Below are 23,730 nucleotides of genomic sequence, written 5' to 3'. Positions count from 1 at the left end.
GTGGTCGCGTTGGCGGATGCCTGAACCCGATGTCGCCATTGCTGGGCGACGACGGCCGAGCAGGGTTGCACACTACCGACGCCGATCGACGGGATTCCATCGATCGGCGTCCGTAGCGTGCACTGGTGCCCACTCTGCCGGGCACTGCCTGTGGATAACGTCATCGAGTTATCCACAATTGCGAGATTGCCACTGTTGCACGGGCTCCCCAGCCGCAACGGTGTACCAATGGGGGTTTACACGGTGCAGCAGTTGATGGCGCAAGGGCTCAGTACGAGCGCCATTTCGAGACGATCGCAGTCGGGAGAGCTCGTGTGCCTACTGCCGAAGGTCTACGCGACGGAGAAACCGGACTACCTCGGACTGTGCACCGGTGCGCTTCTGTGGAAACCGGACGCCGTGCTGAGCCACGACAGTGCGGCCTGGTTGTGGGGACTGATCGACTACGAACCGCGACTCGTCTCCGTCACGGTGGCCCCGAACGTCCAGTCGAGATCGGTGCCGTGGGTTCGAGTTCATCGCCGACGCCTCGTCGAGGTCCAGCTCCACCGAGGCCTTCGAGTGGTGTCGCTGGAGCAGACATTCGTCGACGTCGCGACCTCGTTGTCGACGCCCGATCTCGAGAAATTCTTCGACGACGCCATCGACCATCATCTGCCGTGGCGACGGGTTGCCGCACTGTGTGACACGTCGAAGGGAATGCACGGGATGGCTTCCGTCCGGAAGCAGCTTCGAACGTGCTGCCCGAGAACACGATCAGAGCCGGAGCGCGTAGTAGCGCGGGCGTTGACAGCCCGCAACTTCACGATGGAGATCAATGCGCGCGTCGGGAAGTTCTACGGCGACTTGGTCGACTTTTCCGCACGAGTCATCGTCGAAATCGATGGCCGAGAGTTCCACACGGATCCCGCCACGTTCAACAACGATCGTCGACGCCAGAACGAGTTGGTGCTCGATGGATGGTTGGTGCTGCGCTACTCGGCGGCCACAGCGCTTGCCGACCTCGATCGCGTCGTGGACGAAATCATCACCGTGGTGCGGCGTCGCCGGAAGTCGATCGCAGCGACCGACCGTCGACTCCCGTGAATACGCGGCTGCAGCGGGCAGGGTTGCACCCTATCGACGCCGATCGACGGGATTCCGTCGATCGGCGATCGTTGTGTGCACTGGTGCCCACTCCGGTGGATCCGCTACCCGTCCTTCCGCGCAAGAATGAGTGCGAAGCGGGAATCGGCGTCGGACCAGAGATGGTCGACGCCGAATCCCGCCGCCGCGAGTTCCTCGGTGATGCCCTCCGGCCGGAATTTCGCCGAGATCTCGATGCGGAGGTCCTCACCGGCGTCGAAGTGCACCTGCAGATCGAGGTCGGCGAGGTACACCTCCTGCGGCGCGTTTGCGCGTAGCCGCATCTCGATCCACTCCTGCTCGGCATTCCACAGCGCGACATGCTCGAAGGCATCGGGATCGAAGTTGCCGCCCAGGCGAGAGTTGATCACCGACAACACGTTTCGGTTGAACTTCGCAGTCACTCCAGCGGCGTCGTCGTAGGCCGGAACGAGAACCTTCGGATCGATCACCAGACCGACACCGAGCAACAGATACTCGCCCGGATCCAGGGCGTCGGCGATGGCGCCGAGAAACTCCCGGCGTTCCTCGGGGATCAGGTTGCCGAGCGTTCCGCCCAGGAATGCGATCGTCCGTGCCTGGCCGCTGGGCAGATTGTGCAGCGTGTCGGTGAAATCGCTGACGATGCCGCGCACCTCGAGCGCCGGGAACTCGTGCGAGATCTGCTCGATGGCACCCTCGAGGGCCGTGACGGATACATCCTGCGGTACATAGGTTTCGAGCGATCCATGCTTCACCCCGGCGGAGAGCAGGATTTTCGTTTTCTCCGACGAGCCGGAGCCCAGCTCGATCAACATCGTCGATCCGGTTGCTTCGGCGACGTCCAGGGCGTGCTCCTCGAGGAGGGCGCGCTCGGTACGCGTCGGGTAGTACTCCGGCAGCACCGTGATCTGCTCGAAGAGCTCGCTGCCCAGCGCGTCGTAGAAGTACTTGGGCGAGAGCCACTTCGGGTCGGCAGTGAGACCGTCCCGCACGTCCTTACGCAACTCGTCGAGCAATGCTGTGTCGGCCAGATGTACGTCCACCGTGCTCATGACGCTCCTTTATGATTCCAGGCTGGAAATGGTGAGATCGGTTGTCGTGGCGACGACCATGCGTCGGTCGTCGATGAAAATCCAGTCGGGTCGATCGTCGAGGGGTTCGGAGGCGATCGTCACCGAATCCTCGGTCCGCAGAACCGACAGCGAATGATGCACCGCCGTGGCGTACATGCTCTGGCCGTCCGACAGCAGAAAATTCAAGCGCGCCTTGGACGAGGTTGCGAGAACCCTGCGGACCAGCATGCGCAGTGCCGACTCGGGATCGTGGGTGCGCAGCAGGTTCTGCAGCACGACCCACAGAGCGGCGGCATCGGTCGGCGCAGGTAATGCGAGCGCGTCGACGGACGGCACCTCCGACCACAGGTCGGCCATCGACTGCGGCCAACCGAACACCACACCGTTGTGGCTGAACGCCCAACGGCCGTCGGTGAAGGGGGCGCAGGCGGTGCGCTCCACCGGCATTCCCACGGTCCCCGATCGCACCGCCGCGATCACCGACGTCGAATCGATCTGCGGCAGAACATCGTCCACCGCCGGATCGGTCCAGATGGGCATGGGATTGCGGTAGCTGTGCGCGGCTGCGTCGCCGTCCCACCACGCGACACCGAATCCGTCGGCATTGATGGTGCCGCCGCCGCGCATGTCGCTGGGGGCATACGCCTGCACACGCAGACTGTGCTCACCGTCTGTGAGCACTCCCCCGACGGACGTGCGGGGGCCGAGATACCCGAGATGACGGCACATTCAGCTGGGCTCGACGTCTCGGGCCAACCGGAACCCACTGAAGATCTGGCGGCGGATCGGGTGGTCCCAGTTACGGAACGTGCCCCGGCACGCCACCTCGTCGGTGCCGAACGACCCGCCGCGCAACACCTTGTAGTCGCCACGGAGAAACACCTCGGAGTACTCGGCGTACGGGAAGGCCTCGAAGCCGGGGTACGGCTCGAAATCGGAGGAGGTCCACTCCCACACGTCACCGATGAGTTGGTGCACGCCTGCTGCAGAGGCACCGTCGGGATACGCGCCGACGTCTGCCGGTTCCAGATGCCGTTGATTCAAATTGGCATGTACCGCAGTGGGTTCGGCGTCGCCCCACGGGTAGGCGTTGCTGGTGCGGGTCTCGGCGTCGAATCGCGCAGCTTTCTCCCACTCCGCCTCCGTCGGCAGACGCTTGCCTGCCCACCGCGCGTAGGCGTCGGCTTCGAACCAGCACACGTGCACGACGGGCTGATGCGGTCGCACCGGACGGCGCACTCCGAAACTCCGACGCCACCAGGTGCCGTCGGAGTCGGACTCCCAGAACTGCGGCGCGGTCAGGTTCGCGTCGACGCGATGCTGCCACCCCTTGTCGGTCCACAGCTCGCGGCGTTCGTAACCGCCGTCGGCAATGAAGTCCATGAACTGCGCGTTGGTGATCGGGGCTCGGTCGATGGCGAACGTCGGCACGTGCACCGTGTGGGCCGGTCGCTCGTTGTCGAGAGCCCACGGATCGAGCGAGGTCCCCATCGAGAACGATCCACCGGCGATGACGGCCTCACCCGACACCGGTGTGGCCGACGTGGGAGGCGCAGGAGCGGTCAGAACCGCAGGTCCTGAACGCAGTTGATGGGTCGCGAGCATGGTCTCGTCGTGTTGCTGCTCGTGCTGGGCGATCATGCCGAATGCGAAGCCATGTTTCTCGACCGGCCTACCCTCGAAAGTGCTGTGATCGAGCACATCCCAGGCCTTGTCGCGGACGGTCTGGACGTAGACGCGTGCCTCGTCCGGAGTGAGCAACGGAAGCGACGTACGCGAGGAACGCGAGTGTTTGAAGGCGTCGTACAGCTCGTCGATGTCGGGACGCACGGGATCGCGACCCCCGACATCACGAACGAGCCAGAGCTCTTCCTGGCTACCGATGTGGGCGAGATCCCAGACCAGCGGGCTCATCAACGGCGAATGCTGCGACATCAGTTCGGTTTCGTCCACGCAATCGGTGAGCGCCGCACTGCGGGCTCGGCTGCGCGTGAGGACCGTTTCTATTTTGCTCCTGAGTTGTTCGGCGCTCACACCGATTCCTTTCGAGTCCGAAGTTCCCGTGCCGCCGTGTCGAGTGCGCTGGGCGTCGCGCCGGCACTGCACCGGCGAGAGGCTGCCGACAAATGGTCGGAGAATTCGCCACCGAACTCCGCTGCGAGATCGAGCAACTCGGTTGCGGCTGTGCGGAGCTCGCGATCTGCCAGCCCGACGCGGGCCGCGTCGAGCCACCGTCCCGCCGTACCGCCGCCGAGCTCGGTGGCTCGGGCCACCAGTTCGGGTGTGGACAGCAGCGCCTCGAACGCCGCCGCCGGAACCACCCACTGCCCGTCCGGTTGCGCGTCGAGATAGCGAATCTCGAAGTGCCCGCAGGCACGCACCTGAGGGAACAGGGTGGTCAGGTGATAGTCGAGATCGCTGAAGGTCGGCGGGCGTCCGACGATGGCGGGATCGTCCACCCACTGCGCGAACGTGGTGCCCGGCGGCGCTTCCCAGTTCTGCGTGACGCCCTGGATGCAGAGCAACGGAACGTCGAGCGCCCACCGTGCATAGTCGGTGATCGGGTCGCCGGTGTTGGGCACCGACGTTCTGCTGGAATCCGTTCTGCTGGAATCGAGTTCGAGCCAGGTCCGCATCCGCTGGGATGCCCAGCGTCCCGCGGGTGCACCGGAAAGTTCGGGAGATCGAGCGAACGCAGCCACGAAGGCAGGACCGATGACGTGGAGCATGTGCCAACGCGCGGCGACCTCGGCGCGATCACGACCCGCGTCGACGCTCACCTGAGCCGCTGCGGTGTTGCACATCATCAGCTTTCCGAAGGGGCCGATGGTGGTGAACCGATTCTCCATCGCGCAGTACCGCGGTAGCACGAGGAGACGTTCGGGTGCCCGAGCAGTATCCGCCGGAACGGACGCGATGTCGATGCCGGCCTTACCGAGAATGTCCCGTAGCAACCGCGCATCGGCGTCGAGCATCGGTGCGAGTTGGGAAACGGATAGATAAGGCGAACTGGACAATTCGACCTGACCGCCGGGTTCGACGGTGACGATGCTGCCGCCCGGCAACGACAGGGCGGGTGACTCGGGATCGATACTGCGCGGGGAGTGAACACCGAGCGCAGCGGCCAGAGCTGGGAGGGTCGGACGCGTTCCGTCGTCGAGGGCGGTGAGCCACTCGAGTTCGGCACCGATGAGAGCCGGTGGCCCCAGCTTGAAACACACCTTCGATACATATGCCTCTGCTGCTGGGCGCGAGCTCAGCCCGAGAGACTTCTCGTTGGACGACACTCATTCCTTCTTTCCGCACTCAACACGTTCTCCGCTCGGAGTACGTACCCAGCCGCGGGGATCGAAAACGCCGCGATCCCTCGTCTGATCGAGGCTACCGATTGTGGAACTCTGGTGCCCGAGAGTTCGCTACCGAAAGGACGACCGATGCTCGATCACGACCGCATTCGACGCGACACCCCCGGTGCGTCGGGCCGGGTCTTTCTCGACAGCGCCGGATCGTCTCTACCTCCGACCGTCGTCCTCGATACCGCGATCGAACACCTGCGCCGGGAAGCGGAAATCGGTGGGTACCGGGCCGCGAACGAACGACTCGACGATCTCGCCGCGGTCAAGACCTCGATCGGAACCTTGATCGGAGCCCCGGCAGCGAGCATCGCACTGAGCGATTCTGCGACCCGGGCCTGGACAGACTTCTTCTACTCGGTGCCGCTGTCCCCCGGTGATCGAATACTGCTGGGCGAGGCCGAGTACGCCAGCAACGCGATCTCCGCCCTCCACCGCGCCGAGGTCACCGGCGCAACGGTGGAGATCGTCCCGAGTGACGAATCGGGACGCATCGACGTGCACGCACTCGAATCGATGCTCGACGACCGGGTGAAACTGGTTTCGGTGGGGCACGCCCCCACCAACGGCGGTCTGATCAATCCTGCCCGTGCTGTCGCCGATCTCGCGCACCGCCACGGCGCACTGGTCCTGCTCGACGCCTGCCAGTCCATCGGGCAGATGCGCATCGACGTCGAGGAATTGGGAGTCGATGCTCTCTCCGCCACCGGCCGCAAATGGCTGCGCGGCCCCCGCGGAACCGGCTTCCTCTACCTGCGACCGGGATTGGCGTCGACACTGCATCCGCCGGCCCTCGACCTGCACAGCGCTCAATGGGTCGACCGACAGACGTACCGAATGGCCGACGATGCCACGCGATTCGAGTTCTGGGAATGCGACATCGCGGCCAGGCTCGCGCTCGGGGCGGCCGTCGACTATCTCCTCGAGCTCGGCGTCGACCAGGTCGAGGAGGCCGTTGTCGAACGTGCCGAATACCTGCGGGCCGGGCTCCGGAAGATCCCCGGAGTGACCGTGCACGACCTCGGCGACCGCAAGAACGGCATCGTCTCGTTCACCGTGGACGGCGAAGATCCCGTGGCCGTGCGCGACCGACTCGGGGAGCGCGGGGTGACCGTGACCGTCAGCCACCGCAGCTCGACCCGCCTGGACATGACCGGCCGGGGGCTCGACGCGGTCGTTCGTGCATCTCCCCACTATTTCGTCACATTCGCCGAATTGGACACGATGCTCACTGCGCTCGCAGGTGCGTGACCGGTTTTTGGTCGTTCCGCAGGCTCCATTCCGGGCTCGTAGCAGGGGTTGACGTTCCGCTCACATAGGCGGCCACACCGACTGCGGAGATCACCAGCCCACCGAGTCCGAGCCAGGTGATCGCGTCGCCGAACATGATCCAGGCCCACACCATCGTCGTCGGCGGGGTCAGGTAGAGCAACACGCTGGCGCGGGTGGGCCCGTTGCGACGCACCACGAACAGGTACGCGCCGTACGCACCGAAGGTCGAGAGCACGACCGTCCACGCCACGGCCGCCCAGAAGCCCGTCGTCATGGGCGGTGCGACATCACCGGCCAACGCGCTCCACGTCATGAAACCGACTGCACTGATGGAACATTGGATGGCCATCGACAGTGCGATCGGTTCCTTCGGTGCCAGCACTCGCTGACCGATCGTGCCCATCGACAGAGCCAGCATTCCGGCCGCCGGTAGTAGATAGACGGGCCAGGCGAGGTCGGCACCGGACAGGTCCCCCAGCACTACCAGCGAGACACCCGCGATGCCGACGACGAGCCCCAGACTCTGCCGTCCTCCGACGCGTTCGGCGAAGATCCTGCTCGACGCCGTCGCGACGACCAGCGGCTGAAGTGCGGCGATCAATGCGGCGACTCCAGGCGGCACTCCCATCCCGATCCCGGTGATCGTGGCACCGAGGTACAGGAACTGACAGAAGAGGCCGAGGACTGCGTGGATTCGGATGGCACGCCAGGTGGGGGTCAGCCTGCGATATCGGCACCAGGCGATCAGTAGCACCGCAGCCGCGACATAACGCCAGGCCAGCAGAGTGTGCGCGGGGGCTTCGGCTGTACCGAGTTCGGCTCCGATGAACCCCGAACTCCACAGCACCACCAGGGCCGTACCTGCGACGGCGTCGACATTCGCTTTCATGCTGCGATGTAAACATACAGGTCTGTATACTTGCAGTGCACCTGCTTCTCACCAGCGCTTTCGGAAGGCAACCATGCTCGACAAGCCCCTCACCCCCGCCGGAGAACGCATCCTGACCGTCGCGAGCGAGCTGTTCTACGCGCGCGGCATCCGAGCCGTCGGAGTCGACCTGATCGCTGAGGAGGCAGGCACCACGAAGAAGACCCTGTACGACCGATTCGGCTCCAAGGACGGCCTGGTGCAGCGATACCTCACCCGTCGATACGCTCTGTGGTGCGATCACGTGACGGAATTCGTCGATGCCCTCGAACCCGGTGACACCCGGATCCTCGGGGTGTACGACGCCCTGGACGTCTGGATGCGCGACAACCATCGCGGCTGCGGATTCGTCAACGCCTTCGCCGAGTTCGGCGGCACCGACAGCCCGGTGCTCGCGATCATCGAGTCCGAGAAAGCCTGGACCAGATCGTTGTTCGCGCGACTGGCCACCGAAGCGGGATACCCCGATGCCGAACAGCTGGGAACCCGACTGTCGGTGCTGCACGAGGGTGCGGTGGTCATGGGGACGGCGGGAGCTCGCGATGACGCCATCGTGGTGGCGCGGGGCATCGCGTCGGATCTGCTCGCTGCGCTCGCAGGTGCACGGCAGTAACTGCGGTCGTTACGCCGGCTCCACTCCGGGCTCGTAGCAGGGGTCGAGCTTCCACGCACAAGACGTGGTCGTGTATTGTTTCCCAGGTTGTCTCGGCGAGGGTAGATCCGAATAGTTCCGGATCCACCGTTATCGACGCGGCTCGGCCCCGTTGGCCGCGCTCGTTCGTGTCCGCCCCGACGAGCTTGACCGCCCGACGAAGTACGCCGCACGAACCACAGTTATCAGGAGCATGTAGCACCATGGCATCGAAGGTAAACAATCTCACCGCGCAGGTCCGCACCGAATTCGGCAAGGGCGCAGCTCGCCGCGCACGTCGCGACGGACTCGTTCCCGCCGTTCTGTACGGACACGCCACCGACCCCCAGCACCTCGCGCTGGACGCTCGCGCGTTCGCAGCTGTGCTGCGTAACGACGGCACCAACGCCGTGCTCACCCTCGACATCGACGGCAAGTCGCAGCTGGCGCTGACCAAGTCGATCGTCGTGCACCCGATCCGTCGCAGCATCGAGCACGCCGACCTCCTCGTCCTCAAGAAGGGCGAGCGCGTCACCGTCGAGGTCAACATCATCGTCGAAGGCGATGCCGCGCCCGGCACCCTGGTGGTCACCGACTCCACCTACATCGAGATCGAGGCCGACGCCCTGGAGATCCCGGAGAACTTCGTCATCTCCGTCGAGGACAACCCGATCGATACGCAGTACTACGCAAAGGACGTCGAGCTGCCCGAGGGCGTCACCCTGACGTCCGACCCCGAGCAGCTGCTCGTCAACGTCACCGAGGCACCGTCCGAGGAAGAGCTCGAAGCCGACGGCGAAGGCACCGAGCCGATCTCCGAGGAGGGCGAGGCCGAAACTCAGGAAGAGGCCGAGAGCCACGAGGATTCGGCCGACGAGGAGAGCAAGGACAGCGACAGCTGATCTCGCTCCACCGACCGCGTACGACGCGCTGCTCCCACACCGGGAACAGCGCGTCGTTCGTTTCGAAGGCGTGATGCGACAATGACGAGCGTGAGTGTTGACCCCGTGAGTGCCGAAAGTACAGCGCCTGCCCTGATCGTCGGCCTCGGCAATCCCGGCCCGCAGTACGAAAAGACCCGCCACAACGTCGGTTTCATGGTCGCAGACGCTCTTGCCGGACGCATCGGCGGGGCGTTCTCCTCGCACAAGAAGTCCAATTCCGACGTCGTCCAGGCCCGCCTCGGCGCTCGCTCGGTGATCATCGCCAAGCCGCGGACGTTCATGAATCTCTCGGGCCAGCCGGTGGCTGCGTTGGCGCGATTCTTCTCGATCGAGCCGGCGAACATCGTGGTGGTGCACGACGAGCTGGACATCGACTTCGGTGCTCTGCGACTCAAACTCGGCGGCGGCGAAGGCGGCCACAACGGACTCCGCTCGATCTCCCAGCACCTGAGCACCAAGGACTACCTGCGCGTGCTCGTCGGCGTCGGGCGACCCCCGGGGCGAATGGATCCGGCGTCGTTCGTGCTCAAGCCGTTCTCGGCGGCCGAGCGCAAGGATCTCGGCGTCGTCGTCGAGGAAGCCGCGGACGCCGCGGAGCTGCTGCTGTCGGCCGGACTGGAAGCGGCACAGAACCGGGTGCACCCGCGCTGAACCTCACACCGCTGTTGCGAAGCGCGCGCCTGTTCTCGCGTCCGAACGAAGGCGCGCACCCCGCAGAAAGGGTGTGAGGTCCCGCCGTTCGCGTCAGTTCAGCAGCGACACCGAATTCGCCCGTCGCAGTTTGCCGCTCGACGTCTTCGGAATGCTGCCCGGCCCCAACACCGCAACGGTTCGCGGTCGCACACCCACCTCCGAGTGCACCGCGTGGATCACTTCCCGTTCGATGCGTTTGACCTCGTCCGGCTTGTCGATGTCGTTGGTTTCCACTGCCACAGCGAAGCTTTCGCGTTTCTCACCGGCATCGAGCCGGATGGCGACGGCATTGCCCGGCCGCACACCGGCAACAGTGCCCGCGGCCCGTTCGATATCGGTGGGATAGATGTTGCGACCACCCATGATGATGACGTCCTTGATACGTCCGCAGACGACCACCAGTTCGTCCTCGGTGATGTAGCCGACGTCGCCGGTATCGAGCCAGCCGTCCGCGTCGAGCGTCGACACCGGGCCTTCGACGGTGATGTAGCCGGGGGTGACGGCCTTGCCCCGCACCTCGATGATGCCCACGCCGCGGGCAGTGAGCACCTGCCCCTCCTTGTCGACGACGCGTCCCTCCAATCCTGGAACGAACTTGCCGAGCGTCGCGAGCGAACGGGTGTTGCCGCGGGTCGACGGGACGGCGCGACCGAGGGTCTCGAGCAGGTCCGCGTCGACCACATCGATCACCTGTCCCTGATCGGGATCCGGAATCGACACTGCGAGAGTCGTTTCCGCCATTCCGTAGACCGGGGCCAGAGCGAGTGGGTTGAGCTTGTACGGGGCCCCGGCCTCGGCGAGCGCGGTCATGGTGTCCGGGTCGACCGGCTCGGCTCCGTTCCAGGCATAGCGCAGAGTGGACAGATCGAGATCCATATCGTCCTCGGCCTGACGCAGCCGCCGCGCCAGCAGGGAGTACGCGAAGTTCGGTGCTGCGGTGACGGTTCCGCGATACTTGTGAATCAGCTTGGCCCACAACAGCGGCGAACGCAGGAAGTCCAGTGGAGTGATGCTGACGACCTCGGCACCGACCTGCATCGGCACCGACAGAAAGCCCACCATCCCCATGTCGTGGAACAGTGGCAGCCAGCTGACCATCACATCGGAATCGACATCGAATTCGATGCGATCAATCATGGCGTAGGCATTGACGTAGAAGTTCTCGTGTGTGATCCGCACGGCCTTCGGCGAACCGGTCGAGCCGGACGTCAGTTGCTGCAGTGCGATGTCGGACTCGGCCGTCGGCACCGGATCGATATCGCGACCGGTCTTCATGTCCTCGATCTTCAGCACGGTGATTCCGCGCTCCTCGAGCACGGGTGCGGCGATGTCGAACGGTGCCCCGAGAATCACGGCCTTGGCCTCGATCATCCGCACGACGGTCTCGGTGTCCTCGCCCCAGACGGCGAGGTCGGTCCGCGGAGTGGGCTGGTGCAGCATCGTCACCGATCCCCCGCGCATCCACGTCGCCTGGCACGCCGGCGCGATGTCCACCGGCTGACCGGCCAGAATCCCGATCGCGTCCCCGTGTTCGACGCCTGCGTCGGCCAGAGCCCCGGCCATTCGCCGCGCCTGCTCGTGGATCTCACCCCAGGACTGCCGAAGCGCCTCGTCGGGCTCGCCGGTCACCAGACCGTGCTTGCTGGTGCTCGCGGTCTCGAACATCTCTTCGGTGAACTTGCTCAACGCACGTCTCCTCGTGAGGGATCTCCCGGCCTACCGTTCACAGTAGGCACTCCCGCCCCGACCGAGGGGAACAACGGGCCGCGTATCCTTTGATTTTGCCCCGGCCACTCTTTCGGTGCCGCCCTTGCTACGAGAATGAGGTCTTCGTGAGTACCCCGTCCAGCACCCCCGACGTCGACGCAACGCTCGAAGGGTCCGGACCGGCTGCGCTCGACGAGTCCGGGACCACCCGAGGCCAGGCCAAAGAGCTCGAGACCGAGGTCGCGAGGCGTCGAACATTCGCGGTGATCTCGCACCCCGACGCCGGTAAGTCGACGCTCACCGAGGCCCTCGCCCTGCACGCACGTGTCATCTCCGAGGCCGGTGCCATCCACGGCAAGGCCGGCCGCCGCTCCACCGTCTCCGACTGGATGGAGATGGAGAAGGCCCGCGGTATCTCGGTGAGTTCGACTGCGCTGCAGTTCAATTACCAGACCTCCCCCGACGCCGAGATCACCAACGTCATCAACCTCGTCGACACGCCCGGCCACGCCGACTTCTCCGAGGACACCTACCGCGTGCTGACCGCCGTCGACGCGGCCGTCATGCTGATCGACGCCGCCAAGGGCCTCGAGCCGCAGACCCTCAAGCTGTTCCAGGTGTGCCGCCAGTTCGGCATCCCGGTCATCACCGTCATCAACAAGTGGGACCGCCCGGGCCAGTCGCCGCTCGAGCTGCTCGACGAGATCGAGTCGCGAATCGGCCTGACGCCGACGCCTCTCTACTGGCCCGTCGGGATCGCCGGTGACTTCCGCGGCCTGCTCGACGTGCAGGACGGCAGCTACATACGCTTCACCCGCACCGCTGGTGGCGCGACCATCGCTCCCGAGGAATTCATGACGGCCGAGGCCGCCGCCGAACGTGAGGGTGTCGACTGGGACACCGCCGTCGAGGAGAGCGATCTGCTGATCTCGAGCGGTCAACAGCACGATCAGGAGATGTTCCTGGCCGGCCAGACGTCGCCGGTGATCTTCGGCTCCGCGATGCTCAACTTCGGCGTTCGGCAGATTCTCGACACCCTCGTGGCCCTCGCGCCGTCACCCGGCCCGCGTGACGACGTCTCCGGCGGCGTACGCGAGGTCACCGACCCGTTCAGCGCCGTCGTGTTCAAGGTGCAGGCGGGCATGGACACCGCGCACCGCGACCGACTGGCATTCATGCGCGTGGTCTCCGGAGTGTTCGAGCGCGGCATGGTCGTCACCCACTCGCAAACCAAGAAGCCGTTCACCACCAAGTACGCGTTGACGGTGTTCGGTCGCGATCGTACGACCGTCGAGAACGCCTACCCGGGAGACATCGTCGGCCTCGTCAACGCGACCGCGCTCGCCCCGGGGCACACGCTCTACACCGACAAGAAGGTCGAGTTCCCGCCCATTCCGTCGTTCGCACCCGAGCACTTCTCGGCACTGCGCGTCGACAGCGCCGACAAGTACAAGAAGTTCCGCCGCGCCGTCGAGCAACTCGATTCCGAGGGCGTCGTTCAGGTGCTGCGCAACGACATTCGCGGCGACGCGTCCCCCGTGCTCGCCGCCGTCGGACCCATGCAGTTCGAGGTGGTCACCGCACGCATGAAGACCGAGTTCGGCGTCGACGCTCGAATGGAACCGCTCGGATACTCCCTTGCTCGACGCACCGATGCAGCCTCGGCCGTCGAACTGGGTCGCCAACGCGGTGTCGAGGTCTTCACTCGCACCGACGGCGCGCTGTTGGCACTGGTGAGCGACAAGTGGCGTCTGCAGTACATCCAGAAGGAGATGCCCGAGCTCACCCTCGAACCGCTCGTCGCCGCGGGTGATCAGTAGCAACCCGTGCTGATCGATCTGCTCGACGCAGAATTCTCCGTTCTGGGGCACCCGATTCTGTGGCGTGAGGTGGTCGGCAACGGTTTCGGCTTGCTCTCGGCGATCGGGGGAATGCGACGCGTCGTGTGGGCGTGGCCGGTCGGGATCATCGGAAATGCACTGCTGTTCACCGTTTTTCTCGGCGGCGTGTTCCATACTCCGCAGGCACTCGATCTGTACGGCCAGGCCGGGCGACAGCTGATGTTCATCGCCGTGAGCGTCTACGGGTTGATGCGCTGGCTGCGCGATTCGAAGCGGTCCGGGGCCGCGGTTCTGCCGCGATGGGGCACGGCGCGGGAGCGGACGGCGATGCTCCTCGTCGCGATCGTCGGCACGGTGGTGTTCGCGCAACTGTTCGGCTACCTCGGTTCGTTCGGCAAGTGGGCCGACGCGTGGATCTTCACCGGATCCATGCTGGCTACTTTCGGAATGGCCCGTGGGCTCACCGAGTTCTGGCTGATCTGGATAGCGGTGGACATCGTGGGCGTTCCGCTGCTGATCGTCGCCGGGTTCTATCCGTCCGCGGTTCTCTACCTTGTGTACGCCGCGTTCGTGGCCTGGGGATTCGCTGTGTGGTTCAGGATCCAGAACAAGAACTTCGGTCAAAAAATAGCGTCGTAAACAATCGTGATGCTACTCTCAGCCTGTCCGAACAAACTTCGAGTACGTTTCTGCGTGCTCGACGCCGAGTAGCCCGTCCTGATCGATACCCGATCGTGACATCTCGGCGCGGAACCACCTGGGAATCACGATGAAGTGGAAAACGACATGACAAAGGGATCGAACTACCCACTGGCCGGGATCAAGGTCGGTGGCGCTCCCGCGCATCGTTTGGCGACGCCGCCGAAGTCCGACTCCGCTTCACCCGCCGGTGGCCGCACCGATTCTTCGGCGGCAGCGCCCGCCGAGAAGGCGGTCGAGACCCCGTCCACCGAGAAGTCGGAGGCAGTGGTCACGTCCACCGAGAAGGCGTCCGCAACAACGCCTGCACCAGCAACGTCGTCCGACACGGATTCAACGACCCCCCGCGCGGATCGACGTCGTCCAGAGAAGCCCGCCACGGAATCGAACGAGGTTGAAGTGACTACAAGCGATCAGATCTCAGAACACGGCCTGCCCACCAACGGCCGCTCCACGTCTCACGGCTCCACCGCCTCGCCGTCGCTCGGTCGTGGCCAGGGACCCGACCGTCGCACCGCCATGGGTGTCGCCTCGGTACGCATCGCGGGACGCTTGACCCAGAACGAGCTCGGCAGCCGCACCGGCGACATCCGCACCCCCGACACCTCCGTCGGCCCCGACGAGCTGCTCCAGCTCCTCGGCGAATACCTCGTCTCGGGTGGCCTGCAGAACCCCGAGATCCACGTGCGCTCCAACGGCCAGACCATCGTGCTGGACCTGCAGAACCCCGCCAAGGGCTACCGCTGACCCGTACCGGTCACAGCAGCTGCTGGAATGCCTCTGGTCGCACCATCTCGAGCACCAGAGGCTTCCATTGCGGCGCTCGGTCCTTGTCGACCAACACTGCACGAACACCCTCGGCGAAGTCCGGTTCGGTGATGATCCACGTCGCCATCCGCAACTCCCGATCGAGGCATTCACGCAACGTGCTGCCGGCTCCGCGTGCGATCAGCGCGTCGGTGGCCATCAGAGATGTCGGCGACAGCGTCGCCAACTGGGTCTTCGTCGTCCGCGACCACGGTGTGTCGCACACCAGTGCGTCGATGATGTCGACGAGCGATTCCTTTTCGAACACCGCTGCCACCGCCTCCGCGTCGAACGACAGCTCGGTCGTCGACGGCGCAGTGGTGTATCGATTCAACACCTCGTCGACGGCAACGCCGGCGAGTATGTCTGTTTTCAGGCTCTCCACCGAGTCACTGGGGCAGAAGTGCGTCGCCAATCCCAGTGCGAGCGCATCGGATCCGGAGATACGAGTTCCCGTCAGCGCCAGGTACCGTCCGACATGGCCCGGCAGGCGCGACAGAAAATAGCTCGACCCGACATCCGGCACGAAACCGATCGCCGTCTCCGGCATGGCCAACACGGCGTTCTCGGTGACGATGCGGATGCTGCCGTGAATCGAAATGCCCAGGCCGCCGCCGAAAGCCGCGGCTTCGATCACGGCGATGTACGGCTTGGGGTAGTTCGCGATCAGTTCGTCGAGGTCGTACTCCGCCGCGAAATACGCCGGGCCGGCCTCGTTGTCACCGTCGACGACGGCCTGCCGAATCGCCTTGATGTCTCCGCCTGCACAGAATGCCCTGGGTGAACTGCTCGTCACCAGAACGGACGTGACCGCATCGTCGTCTCGCCACGCGTCGAGTGCGGTGCGGATGCCCTCGATCATCGCACCGTTCAACGAGTTCAGAGCCTCCGGCCGGTTCAGGACGATATGCCCTACGCCGCCCACGATCTCGGCTTCGACAACGGCCACTGTTGACTCCTTCACACGCAGATCGTTCGACGCGTAACAGTAGCGCTATTCGCGAGACTCGACCGACCGCGGACGCGCGTCATCGGGAATGTCGGCGGCGAGACAGGGCCGCTCTTCCACAGTGAACCACCCTCGATAGAGAAACAGCTGTCCGAGCACCGGACTCTTCACCTCGATCTCGATGCGATGCCGCTCCTCGGCCGCATCCCACCACTCCCGACCGATCGTCACTGCCGACGCCACCTTGGGCAACTTCGGTGCCAGCGGGCCGAGCAGGAATCGCGGCACCTCGCTCTCGAGGATCAGCCCGCCATCTGCATCGACCTCACACCTGGTGTGCACCACCATGTCCGAGGAGAAACCCAGATAGTCCAGGGCATATGCGTCGGACTCGGCGGAGGACACCATCACCGAGTTCATCCCCTGCGGGCGACCCGCGAAAGCGAAGCGACGCACGAAAGACATTGTCTCGCGGCCCAATTCGTCGACATACGCATAGTTGGCAATGGTGAACGGCACGTCCTTGCCGACACCGGCGGGAAAGAGACCGCGCTTGCGTCCGGCCCACAGCAACGGCGGCGGCACCAGCCGAGAATGCGTCATCTCCTCCATCACGCCCACTCCGAACTGAGCGAGATCGTCCGAGGACTGCAATCCGAAGCGCCACTGAACCTTGGGATGCAGACGGGCAAAATCCGAACCGAGTACTTCCGCGACGACCGATGTCATGACCCCAGTATGCGCTGCGCGCACGTGCACGAAACTTCGTAGCAGGCTACGAGCCAGGAGTGGAGCCTGCGGAACGACCCGTTACTCAGCTAGTCACATGCGGCTCCGCCGCACTACTCCAACTCGGCGGCCAGTTCCATCCATCGTTCCTCGGCGACATCCTTGTCGGCGAGGACCTGCTTGAGTTCGGTGTCGAGGGCGACGAGCTTGCCCTGCTCGGTGGACGCGTCGACGAGTTCGGCGTGCAGTTCGACCTCACGCTTGGAGAGCCGGAGGACGAGCTTCTCGAGCTTGCTGAGTTCCTTACGGGCCGCACGCTCGGAGGCCGCATCACGGGTGGCTTTGCGCGGCGCACTTCCGGTGGTCAGCGAGTCCGGCGTCGCGTCGGCGGCGAGGACGGCCCGCCTGCGCAGGTACTCCTCGATGCCGCCTGGCAGGTTGGTGAGCTTGCCGTCGCCGAACAGTGCCCACGTCGAATCACAGATTCGCTCGATCAGGTACCGATCGTGACTGATGACGACGAGAGTGCCCGCCCAGCCGTCGAGGATGTCCTCGAGCTGCTGGAGGGTGTCGATGTCGAGATCGTTGGTGGGCTCGTCGAGCAGCAGCACGTTCGGCTCGGCCATCAACACGCGAGTGAGCTGCAGCCGACGACGCGCTCCACCGGAGAGATCTCCGACGGGGGTGCGTTGACGCGCCGGGGTGAAGCCGAGCCGCTCCGCGAGCTGCCCGGCAGAAATCTCTCTGTCGCCCAGCGTGATCCGCTCGGCCACTTCCTTGACCGCGTCGAGAACACGCAGCTTCTTGGGCAGGTCGTCCAATTCCTGCTTCAGCCAACCGATCTTGACGGTCTGGCCCTGGATGCGCTTGCCGGCAGCAGGCTGCAGTTCACCGGCGAGCGTGCGGAGCATGGTCGTCTTGCCCGAACCGTTGACGCCGACGAGACCGACGCGCTCACCGGGAGCCAGGCGCCAGGTGAAGTCCTTCACCAGCTCGCGGCCGTCGGGGGTCTCGAGGCGCGCGTCCTCGAGTTCGATGACGACCTTGCCGAGACGGCGCTGAGCGAACGAGGACAACGCGACGGAGTCACGCGGGGCGGGAACGTCGGCGATCAGAGCCTCGGCCGCCTCGATGCGGTACTTCGGCTTGGAGGTACGGGCCGGGGCACCGCGGCGCAGCCAGGCCAGTTCCTTGCGCGCGAGGTTGCGTCGACGCTCCTCGGACGCGTCGGCCTGACGGGACCGCTCGGCCCGGGCGAACACCCAGTCGTTGTAACCACCCTCGTAGGCCTCGACGCCGCCACCGACCACTTCCCACGTGCGATTGGCGACGGTGTCGAGGAACCAGCGATCGTGGGTGACGACCACCAGCGCACTGCGACGGCTGACCAGGTGCGCAGCCAACCACTGCACGCCCTCGACGTCGAGGTGGTTGGTCGGCTCGTCGAGCACCAGCAGGTCCAGATCCTGAACCAGGGCCGCTGCCAACGCAACTCGTCGACGCTCGCCGCCCGAGAGGTTGTCGATCGGCGCGTCGAGTCCCGAACTACCTGCAGGCCCGAGATCGGCAATACCGATGCCCGTCAGGATGTTTCGCACCCGAGAGTCGCCCGCCCACTCGTGCTCGGCCATTCCGAGGGGGTCGAGGACCACCTGGCCGACGGTAGACCCGGGAGGCAGCACGCCGCGCTGCGTGACCACTGCCATCCGCAGACCGTTGACCCGGCTGACGCGTCCCGAATCGGGCGGCTCGATGCCCGCGAGCACCTCGAGGGTGGTGGTCTTACCGCCGCCGTTGAGGCCGACCATGCCGATTCGTTCGCCCTCCTGCACGCCGAGGGAGACACCGTCGAGCAGCGGCTTGACGCCGAAGGACTTGCTGACGTTTTCGAGATTGACGAGATTGACCATCAGGAAAAACCAATCGATTCGCTAGTGACAACACGAGCACCGGGAACCGGTCCACTCGCAACACGGACGGTGCGGCACACGCCTGCACCGGAGAGTTCAGCGCTCACCGACACCGCCGCGTCGGCGTCGGCGCACAGGAACGCGCAGGTGGGGCCCGAGCCGGACACGATGCCCGCCAACGCCCCGGCGGTGACTCCCGCACGCAGCGTGCGACGCAACTGCGGCATCAGCGACACCGCAGCGGCCTGCAGGTCGTTGCCGAGCAACGGCGCGAGTGCACGCGCATCCCCGGACGCCAACGCATGCATCAGATCCTCGGTGCCGCCGAGGCGAGGCGGATCACCCTTGGCACGCAGTTCGTCGAGCTCGTTGTAGACGGCAGGCGTTTGCAGACCGCCCTTCGCCAACGCCAGAACCCAGTGAAAACTGTTGCGCGAGAGCACCGGAAGCAGCTTCTCCCCGCGACCGGTTCCGACCGCGGTTCCGCCGTGCAACGAGAACGGCACGTCGCTGCCGAGTTGAGCCGCCACCTCGTCGAGCTCGTCACGCGAGAGTTCGAGATGCCACATCGCGTTCAAGGCCACCAGAGTCGCAGCAGCATCGGCACTTCCGCCTGCCATGCCACCGGCCACCGGAATTCCCTTGTCGATGGTGATCTCCACCGACGGCTCTCGCCCCACCCGACGGCCCAGCAACTCGGCGGCCTTCCACACCAGATTCCGTGAATCGGTGGGAACCACCCTCGCGTCGTCGCCGCGCACCCGAACCGAGAGCGTCTTGGCCGGAACCACCGACAGTTCGTCCGAGAGCGAGAGCGCCTGGAACACCGTCGTCAGCTCGTGAAAGCCATCGGGACGCAGGTCACCGACCGACAGATGCAAATTCACCTTCGACGGGGCCCGAACGACGACGGGTGTGGGAACGACAGACAGCACGAGTAACCACAGTAGTGGAGAAACAGCGACCGAGTTCACCACCAGGGCGGCCTCCGGTGGGTAGTCGATGTGACATTCAGTGACCTTTTCGGGGGTCAATGTCACATTCAGTGGACTTCGGGGGCCGCAACGATCGGCCGATGCGGACTGTAGTTGTCCGCAATGCGTGGCATCGTGACGTCATGAAGGAAACATCGGCTCGGCTGCTGCGGCTGTTGTCTCTGCTGCAGACACGTCGTGATTGGGCGGGCGCAGAACTGGCGGAGCGACTCGACGTCACTCCTCGGACGCTGCGGCGCGATGTGGACAAGCTGCGCGACATCGGTTACCCGGTCAATGCGACGCCGGGAGTCGGTGGCGGCTATCAACTCGGTCCCGGTGCCGAGATGCCGCCGCTGTTGCTCGACGACGACGAGGCGTTGGCGGTGGCGTTCGGGTTGCAGTCGGCGGCCGGTGGCTCGGTGGCGGGCATCGGCGAGGCGTCGTTGCGGGCGTTGACGAAGTTGCGGCAGGTGATGCCGTCGCGCATCCAGCATCGGCTCGACGCGTTGCGGATCGACGTGGTGGAGCAGACCTCGCGTTCGGCGGTGGATGCGTCGGTGCTGTCCACGGTGGCGGCGGTATGTCACGCCCACGAGCGGTTGCGGTTCGACTACCGCAAGCACGACGGTTCCGAGTCCAGGCGCGAGGTGGAGCCGTACAGCCTGGTGCGGGCGGGGGCACGCTGGTATCTGCTGGGTTGGGATGTGCTGCGGGAGGATTGGCGGTCGTATCGAGTGGATCGCCTGGATCCGAAAATTCCGACGGGCCCGCGGTTCACTCCGCGGGAGCTGCCGCCTGGCGGTGCGGCGGCTTTCGTCTCGAAGGGAATCGATCGTGCGTTCACTCAGGTTCAGGCGCGGATCGCGTTGCACGCCCCGATCGAGCAGATCGCCCCGATGATCGACGAGCAATGGGGCACAATGGAATCCATCGACGAGGGCACCTGCGCGGTGGTGTTGGCCGGAGATTCGCTGCCCTCGATCGCGCGGTGGCTCGCAGCGTTCGACACCGATTTCACAGTGCTCGATCCACCGGAACTACGCGAGGAATGCCGCATCGTGGCCGAGCGGCACGCGAGACTGAACGAGCGATACCTGGCGGCGGTTCACCCTCCGGTAACCGGTACGTGAGTCAATGGGCAGATGACGACACCACTCGGTTTCGACCCGAAGTTCCTGGCCGACATCGACGTTCCGTTGCCCGATCGCGCCGATGTGGTGGTTCTTCCGTACACGCACTTCTCGGTGTCCATCGACCCTGCCCGACGCCTCGCCGCGGTCACCGGCGTCAACATCGACGGCGCGAGCCTGCAGGATGTGGGGCGCGGAGACAACTGGCGACTCGACGATCGGCTACCGGCAGCGCAGCAGGCCGGCAACGAGTTGTACCGGAACAACGACCTCGATCGCGGACATCTGGTTCGCCGGCGAGATCCGGTGTGGGGTGAGCGTGCAGTGGCCGAGCGCGCCAACGAGGACACGTTCCACTACACCGTGTGCGCTCCGCAGACGGCCACGTTGAACCAGTCGAAGACACTGTGGCTGGGGCTCGAGGATTACGTGCTGGGAAACGCCGAGCAGTACGACCGAAAGCTCTCGGTCTTCAGCGGCTGCATCTTCGCCGACGACGATCCGATCTACCGGGGCGTCGCCATTCCGCGGCAGTTCTTCAAGATCGCGGCCTGGTCGCAGGATTCGGCTCCAGCATGCACCGGATACGTTCTCGACCAGTCGCCGTCTCTGGACCCGATCCTCGACAAACCGCTGCGGCTCGAGACCGATCCCCCGCCTCTCGGCCCGTATCGGACCTATCAGGTTCCGGTGGGCGACATCGCGTCGATGACAGGCCTGGACGTGGGCATTCTGATCGACGCCGACCGCTACGCGCCGGTGGCTGCTGCCCGCGAGGGCGCGTCGACGTGGACCGAGCTGACTGCCCTGACGGACATCCACCTGTAGAGAGAGGGCCTCAGGCTTCGGTGGCGGCCAAACGGACGAAGGCTGCGGCGTCGATGGTCTCGCCGCGAGCAGTGGGGTCGATCCCGGCCTCACGCAGCCGCCGTTCGGCGGCAACCGGGGAGCCTGCCCACCCGGCCAGGGCTGCTCGTAGGGTCTTGCGTCGCTGCGCGAAGGCGGCATCGATCACCGCGAACACGGCCTTGCGATGCGCGGTGTCGGTCGGCCACGGCGGCTCGGCGTACCGATCGATGCGGACCAGCCCCGACTCGACCTTGGGTACCGGCCAGAACACCGAACGGCCCACTGCGCCTGCTCTTTTGACGTCCCCGAAGAATCTGGCCTTGACGCTGGGGATGCCGTAGATCTTGCTTCCCGGTACCGCGGCGAGTCGATCGGCCACCTCGGCCTGGACCATCACCACGGCGACGCGAAGGCTCGGCAATTCCGAGAACAGATGGATCAGTACGGGAACGGCAACGTTGTAGGGCAGGTTGGCCACCAGAGCGGTCGGCTCCCCCGCAATGTCCGCGGCTCGTACGCGCAGCGCGTCGGCCTCGATCACCGTCAGCTGATCGGCCAGAGTGGGGGCCCGGTCGGCCACCGTCGTGGGCAATCGGTTCGCGAGCTTGGGGTCGATCTCGACGGCGATGACGGCCTCGGCGACATCGAGCAGCGCGAGTGTCAGCGATCCGAGGCCGGGGCCGACCTCGAGGACCGTGTCCTGCGGGCCCACACCCGCGGAGGCGACGATGCGTCGAACAGTATTGGCGTCGTGCACGAAGTTCTGCCCGAGTTGTTTGGTGGGGCGCACGTCGAGCTCGGCGGCGAGGGAGCGGACTTCGGCAGGACCGAGCAGAGCCGCAGATCCCCTCACATGTTCGGACACGGCGGAAACTCTACGGGGCCAGGAGTGGAGCCCGCGGAACGACCCAGAAACGCAGGAGTGGAGCCCGCGGAACGACCCAGAAACGCAGGAGTGGAGCCCGCGGAACGACCCGGGACAGTCAGCGGTAACCCAGGCGCGAGGTGCAGGCAGGCCATGCGCCCCAGCCCTGCGACTTCTGTGTCACCGACGCGATGGCGATCTGTTCCTCGCGGGTGGCGAGGTCGGCGCGCGGTGCGTACTTGAGGCCGCCCTGGCGTTCCCAGGTGTTCTGGTCGAACTGCACGCCGCCGTAGAAGCCGTTGCCTGTGTTGATCGCCCAGTTGCCCGTGGCCTCGCACTGCGCGAGCGCGTCCCAGATCGCACCGTTCTCCACCGGCGGCACCTCGGTACCCGGCTTCGCTCCGACGCGAACGGTCTTCGGCTGCGCGGGTACCTTGACCGTCTCGTCGACCTTCTCGCGACCGACCTCGATGCCGTTCACCATGTTGATCTTCCAGGTGATGTCGGAGACCCCCGGCGCACCCGGGTTCTCGACGACGGTGCGGCTCATGTTCATCGTCGGATCCTCGATGCGCTGCTCAGGAGCATCGGTGTCCGTGGTTTCGGTCTTGGTGACGGTGCGGTCACGCGTGACGACGATCTCGGCGCCGTCGGTGACGGCTGCGTCGGGATCGGGGCTGACGGTGTCGGCTTCCTCGAGCGGCGCACCCGCTGCTTCGAGGAATTCACGCACGGTCGGTGCGGCCAGGGTGACCGGCGCGGCAGGTGCTCCACCGTCGAGGAGCGAGACCTGCTTGGGCAGTGCCACATCGAGTTCGGTGCCGTCGAGCGGCAGTCGCTCGGAGCGCGAGGCGGAGACGTGCACGTCCTCGGCCAGACCGGTCTGCTGCAGAGCTTCCTCGACGGTCAGGGCGGTGGTCCAGATGTTCTCGGGCTGCCCGTCGACGTTCAGCGTGATTTCACGGGCGCGGCGCAGGACCACGGTGTCGCCGTCACTGAGATCGGAGTCCGGCGCAGGAACGACCAGATCCTTGTCCGACGGCGCGTAGCCGGCGTCGGCCAGAGCACTGTTGACGTCGGTCTTCATCGTGCTCAGCGAAATCATGTCGCCGTCGACGTCGATGGTCACGGTCTTGTGACGGCTCACGGCCATCACGCCACCGGCGACGAGCGTCATCAACAGGGCCGCGACGACCAGGTAGAGCGTGGTCGAACGGGCGGAGTTGAGGCGTCTGATAGTCGACAAGTTTCGTATTCCTGGCGGTT

22 protein-coding genes are annotated in these 23,730 nt (G+C 65.4%); 10 read left to right on the top strand and 12 right to left on the bottom strand.

Translation table 11 applies throughout. From position 1 onward, the window contains the following. Window positions 1–228 precede the first annotated feature (228 nt). The gene (locus A2J02_RS10390; RefSeq protein ID WP_068049821.1) at window positions 229–1,086 is read left to right on the top strand and encodes a DUF559 domain-containing protein; all 858 of its coding nucleotides are present in this window, start codon (window positions 229–231) and stop codon (window positions 1,084–1,086) included. A 104-nt stretch (window positions 1,087–1,190) separates the two neighbouring features. On the opposite strand, the gene egtD is transcribed toward A2J02_RS10390, so the two are convergent. From egtD to egtA, 4 genes are read right to left on the bottom strand one after another with little or no spacing between them, the layout of a single operon-like run. Next, entirely contained in the window at window positions 1,191–2,159 is a 969-nt protein-coding gene (gene egtD / locus A2J02_RS10385; RefSeq protein WP_068049819.1) for an L-histidine N(alpha)-methyltransferase, read from the bottom strand. Window positions 2,160–2,168: 9 nt separating this feature from the next. Then, window positions 2,169–2,909, bottom strand: coding sequence for an ergothioneine biosynthesis protein EgtC (gene egtC, locus A2J02_RS10380; protein ID WP_068049818.1), 741 nt, complete (start codon window positions 2,907–2,909; stop codon window positions 2,169–2,171). Continuing rightward, window positions 2,910–4,214 (bottom strand): ergothioneine biosynthesis protein EgtB, encoded by a 1,305-nt coding sequence (gene egtB, locus A2J02_RS10375; protein ID WP_068049817.1) that lies wholly within the window; start codon window positions 4,212–4,214, stop codon window positions 2,910–2,912. Beyond that, window positions 4,211–5,467, bottom strand: coding sequence for an ergothioneine biosynthesis glutamate--cysteine ligase EgtA (gene egtA, locus A2J02_RS10370; RefSeq protein WP_068049816.1), 1,257 nt, complete (start codon window positions 5,465–5,467; stop codon window positions 4,211–4,213). Before egtA ends, egtB begins: the two co-directional genes overlap by 4 nt. 147 nt (window positions 5,468–5,614) lie before the next feature. Here egtA and A2J02_RS10365 point away from each other — a divergent pair, with 147 nt between their 5' ends. Further along, window positions 5,615–6,784: an aminotransferase class V-fold PLP-dependent enzyme gene (locus A2J02_RS10365; protein WP_068049814.1), complete on the top strand. Its 1,170-nt coding sequence runs from the start codon at window positions 5,615–5,617 to the stop codon at window positions 6,782–6,784. On the opposite strand, the gene A2J02_RS10360 is transcribed toward A2J02_RS10365, so the two are convergent. Continuing rightward, entirely contained in the window at window positions 6,762–7,694 is a 933-nt protein-coding gene (locus A2J02_RS10360) for a DMT family transporter (protein WP_068049813.1), read from the bottom strand. The two genes, A2J02_RS10365 and A2J02_RS10360, sit on opposite strands and share 23 nt — an antisense overlap. A gap of 73 nt (window positions 7,695–7,767) precedes the next feature. On the opposite strand from A2J02_RS10360, the gene A2J02_RS10355 reads away from it, so the two are divergent. From A2J02_RS10355 to pth, 3 genes are all read left to right on the top strand, one after another. Beyond that, window positions 7,768–8,346, top strand: coding sequence for a TetR/AcrR family transcriptional regulator (locus A2J02_RS10355; protein ID WP_068049811.1), 579 nt, complete (start codon window positions 7,768–7,770; stop codon window positions 8,344–8,346). A 242-nt stretch (window positions 8,347–8,588) separates the two neighbouring features. Continuing rightward, on the top strand, window positions 8,589–9,266 hold the full coding sequence (locus A2J02_RS10350) for a 50S ribosomal protein L25/general stress protein Ctc (RefSeq protein ID WP_068049809.1): 678 nt from the start codon (window positions 8,589–8,591) through the stop codon (window positions 9,264–9,266). 90 nt (window positions 9,267–9,356) lie between these two features. Then, complete coding sequence (pth, locus tag A2J02_RS10345; protein ID WP_231911432.1) at window positions 9,357–9,959, top strand: aminoacyl-tRNA hydrolase; 603 nt, start codon at window positions 9,357–9,359, stop codon at window positions 9,957–9,959. A gap of 93 nt (window positions 9,960–10,052) precedes the next feature. On the opposite strand, the gene A2J02_RS10340 is transcribed toward pth, so the two are convergent. After that, complete coding sequence (locus tag A2J02_RS10340; protein WP_068049803.1) at window positions 10,053–11,687, bottom strand: fatty acyl-AMP ligase; 1,635 nt, start codon at window positions 11,685–11,687, stop codon at window positions 10,053–10,055. Between the two features lie 146 nt (window positions 11,688–11,833). On the opposite strand from A2J02_RS10340, the gene A2J02_RS10335 reads away from it, so the two are divergent. From A2J02_RS10335 to A2J02_RS10325, 3 genes are all read left to right on the top strand, one after another. Continuing rightward, window positions 11,834–13,528: a peptide chain release factor 3 gene (locus tag A2J02_RS10335; RefSeq protein ID WP_037192020.1), complete on the top strand. Its 1,695-nt coding sequence runs from the start codon at window positions 11,834–11,836 to the stop codon at window positions 13,526–13,528. Window positions 13,529–13,534: 6 nt separating this feature from the next. After that, on the top strand, window positions 13,535–14,188 hold the full coding sequence (gene pnuC / locus A2J02_RS10330) for a nicotinamide riboside transporter PnuC (protein WP_068049801.1): 654 nt from the start codon (window positions 13,535–13,537) through the stop codon (window positions 14,186–14,188). Window positions 14,189–14,335: 147 nt separating this feature from the next. After that, the gene (locus tag A2J02_RS10325) at window positions 14,336–14,995 is read left to right on the top strand and encodes a hypothetical protein (protein WP_068049833.1); all 660 of its coding nucleotides are present in this window, start codon (window positions 14,336–14,338) and stop codon (window positions 14,993–14,995) included. A 10-nt stretch (window positions 14,996–15,005) separates the two neighbouring features. On the opposite strand, the gene A2J02_RS10320 is transcribed toward A2J02_RS10325, so the two are convergent. From A2J02_RS10320 to A2J02_RS10305, 4 genes are all read right to left on the bottom strand, one after another. After that, window positions 15,006–16,004 carry an enoyl-CoA hydratase/isomerase family protein gene (locus A2J02_RS10320; protein ID WP_068049800.1) on the bottom strand — a complete coding sequence of 333 codons (999 nt, stop codon included), beginning with the start codon at window positions 16,002–16,004 and terminating at the stop codon, window positions 15,006–15,008. A 45-nt stretch (window positions 16,005–16,049) separates the two neighbouring features. Beyond that, window positions 16,050–16,733, bottom strand: coding sequence for a DUF4166 domain-containing protein (locus A2J02_RS10315; protein WP_068049799.1), 684 nt, complete (start codon window positions 16,731–16,733; stop codon window positions 16,050–16,052). Window positions 16,734–16,846: 113 nt separating this feature from the next. After that, the gene (locus A2J02_RS10310; protein ID WP_068049798.1) at window positions 16,847–18,643 is read right to left on the bottom strand and encodes an ABC-F family ATP-binding cassette domain-containing protein; all 1,797 of its coding nucleotides are present in this window, start codon (window positions 18,641–18,643) and stop codon (window positions 16,847–16,849) included. After that, on the bottom strand, window positions 18,643–19,578 hold the full coding sequence (locus A2J02_RS10305) for a 4-(cytidine 5'-diphospho)-2-C-methyl-D-erythritol kinase (RefSeq protein ID WP_068049832.1): 936 nt from the start codon (window positions 19,576–19,578) through the stop codon (window positions 18,643–18,645). Before A2J02_RS10305 ends, A2J02_RS10310 begins: the two co-directional genes overlap by 1 nt. 182 nt (window positions 19,579–19,760) lie before the next feature. On the opposite strand from A2J02_RS10305, the gene A2J02_RS10300 reads away from it, so the two are divergent. Beyond that, window positions 19,761–20,750, top strand: a complete 990-nt coding sequence (locus A2J02_RS10300; RefSeq protein ID WP_068049830.1) for a helix-turn-helix transcriptional regulator — start codon at window positions 19,761–19,763, stop codon at window positions 20,748–20,750. A gap of 12 nt (window positions 20,751–20,762) precedes the next feature. Next, window positions 20,763–21,578, top strand: coding sequence for a DNA/RNA non-specific endonuclease (locus tag A2J02_RS10295; RefSeq protein WP_068049797.1), 816 nt, complete (start codon window positions 20,763–20,765; stop codon window positions 21,576–21,578). Window positions 21,579–21,588: 10 nt separating this feature from the next. Here A2J02_RS10295 and rsmA read toward each other — a convergent pair whose 3' ends face one another. Both rsmA and A2J02_RS10285 read right to left on the bottom strand, forming a co-directional pair. Then, window positions 21,589–22,464 carry a 16S rRNA (adenine(1518)-N(6)/adenine(1519)-N(6))-dimethyltransferase RsmA gene (rsmA, locus tag A2J02_RS10290; protein WP_068049796.1) on the bottom strand — a complete coding sequence of 292 codons (876 nt, stop codon included), beginning with the start codon at window positions 22,462–22,464 and terminating at the stop codon, window positions 21,589–21,591. Between the two features lie 118 nt (window positions 22,465–22,582). Then, complete coding sequence (locus tag A2J02_RS10285) at window positions 22,583–23,710, bottom strand: resuscitation-promoting factor (protein ID WP_068049795.1); 1,128 nt, start codon at window positions 23,708–23,710, stop codon at window positions 22,583–22,585. Between the last annotated feature and the right edge of the window lie 20 nt (window positions 23,711–23,730).

It is taken from the genome of Rhodococcus sp. EPR-147 (genome assembly GCF_001647185.1).
Taxonomy (GTDB): domain Bacteria; phylum Actinomycetota; class Actinomycetes; order Mycobacteriales; family Mycobacteriaceae; genus Rhodococcoides.
The sequence above is the reverse complement of the archived record's forward strand: the minus strand, read 5'-3'. Positions and strand labels throughout refer to the sequence as shown.

Coding starts and splice junctions, on each gene's coding strand:
- A2J02_RS10325 (WP_068049833.1), top strand. CDS start 14,336: ATGACAAAGGGATCGAACTACCCACTGGCCGGGATCAAGGTCGGTGGC.
- A2J02_RS10310 (WP_068049798.1), bottom strand. CDS start 18,643: ATGGTCAATCTCGTCAATCTCGAAAACGTCAGCAAGTCCTTCGGCGTC.
- A2J02_RS10300 (WP_068049830.1), top strand. CDS start 19,761: ATGAAGGAAACATCGGCTCGGCTGCTGCGGCTGTTGTCTCTGCTGCAG.
- egtC (WP_068049818.1), bottom strand. CDS start 2,909: ATGTGCCGTCATCTCGGGTATCTCGGCCCCCGCACGTCCGTCGGGGGA.
- A2J02_RS10350 (WP_068049809.1), top strand. CDS start 8,589: ATGGCATCGAAGGTAAACAATCTCACCGCGCAGGTCCGCACCGAATTC.
- A2J02_RS10365 (WP_068049814.1), top strand. CDS start 5,615: ATGCTCGATCACGACCGCATTCGACGCGACACCCCCGGTGCGTCGGGC.
- A2J02_RS10355 (WP_068049811.1), top strand. CDS start 7,768: ATGCTCGACAAGCCCCTCACCCCCGCCGGAGAACGCATCCTGACCGTC.
- A2J02_RS10390 (WP_068049821.1), top strand. CDS start 229: ATGGGGGTTTACACGGTGCAGCAGTTGATGGCGCAAGGGCTCAGTACG.
- A2J02_RS10315 (WP_068049799.1), bottom strand. CDS start 16,733: ATGACATCGGTCGTCGCGGAAGTACTCGGTTCGGATTTTGCCCGTCTG.
- egtD (WP_068049819.1), bottom strand. CDS start 2,159: ATGAGCACGGTGGACGTACATCTGGCCGACACAGCATTGCTCGACGAG.
- A2J02_RS10295 (WP_068049797.1), top strand. CDS start 20,763: ATGACGACACCACTCGGTTTCGACCCGAAGTTCCTGGCCGACATCGAC.
- A2J02_RS10360 (WP_068049813.1), bottom strand. CDS start 7,694: ATGAAAGCGAATGTCGACGCCGTCGCAGGTACGGCCCTGGTGGTGCTG.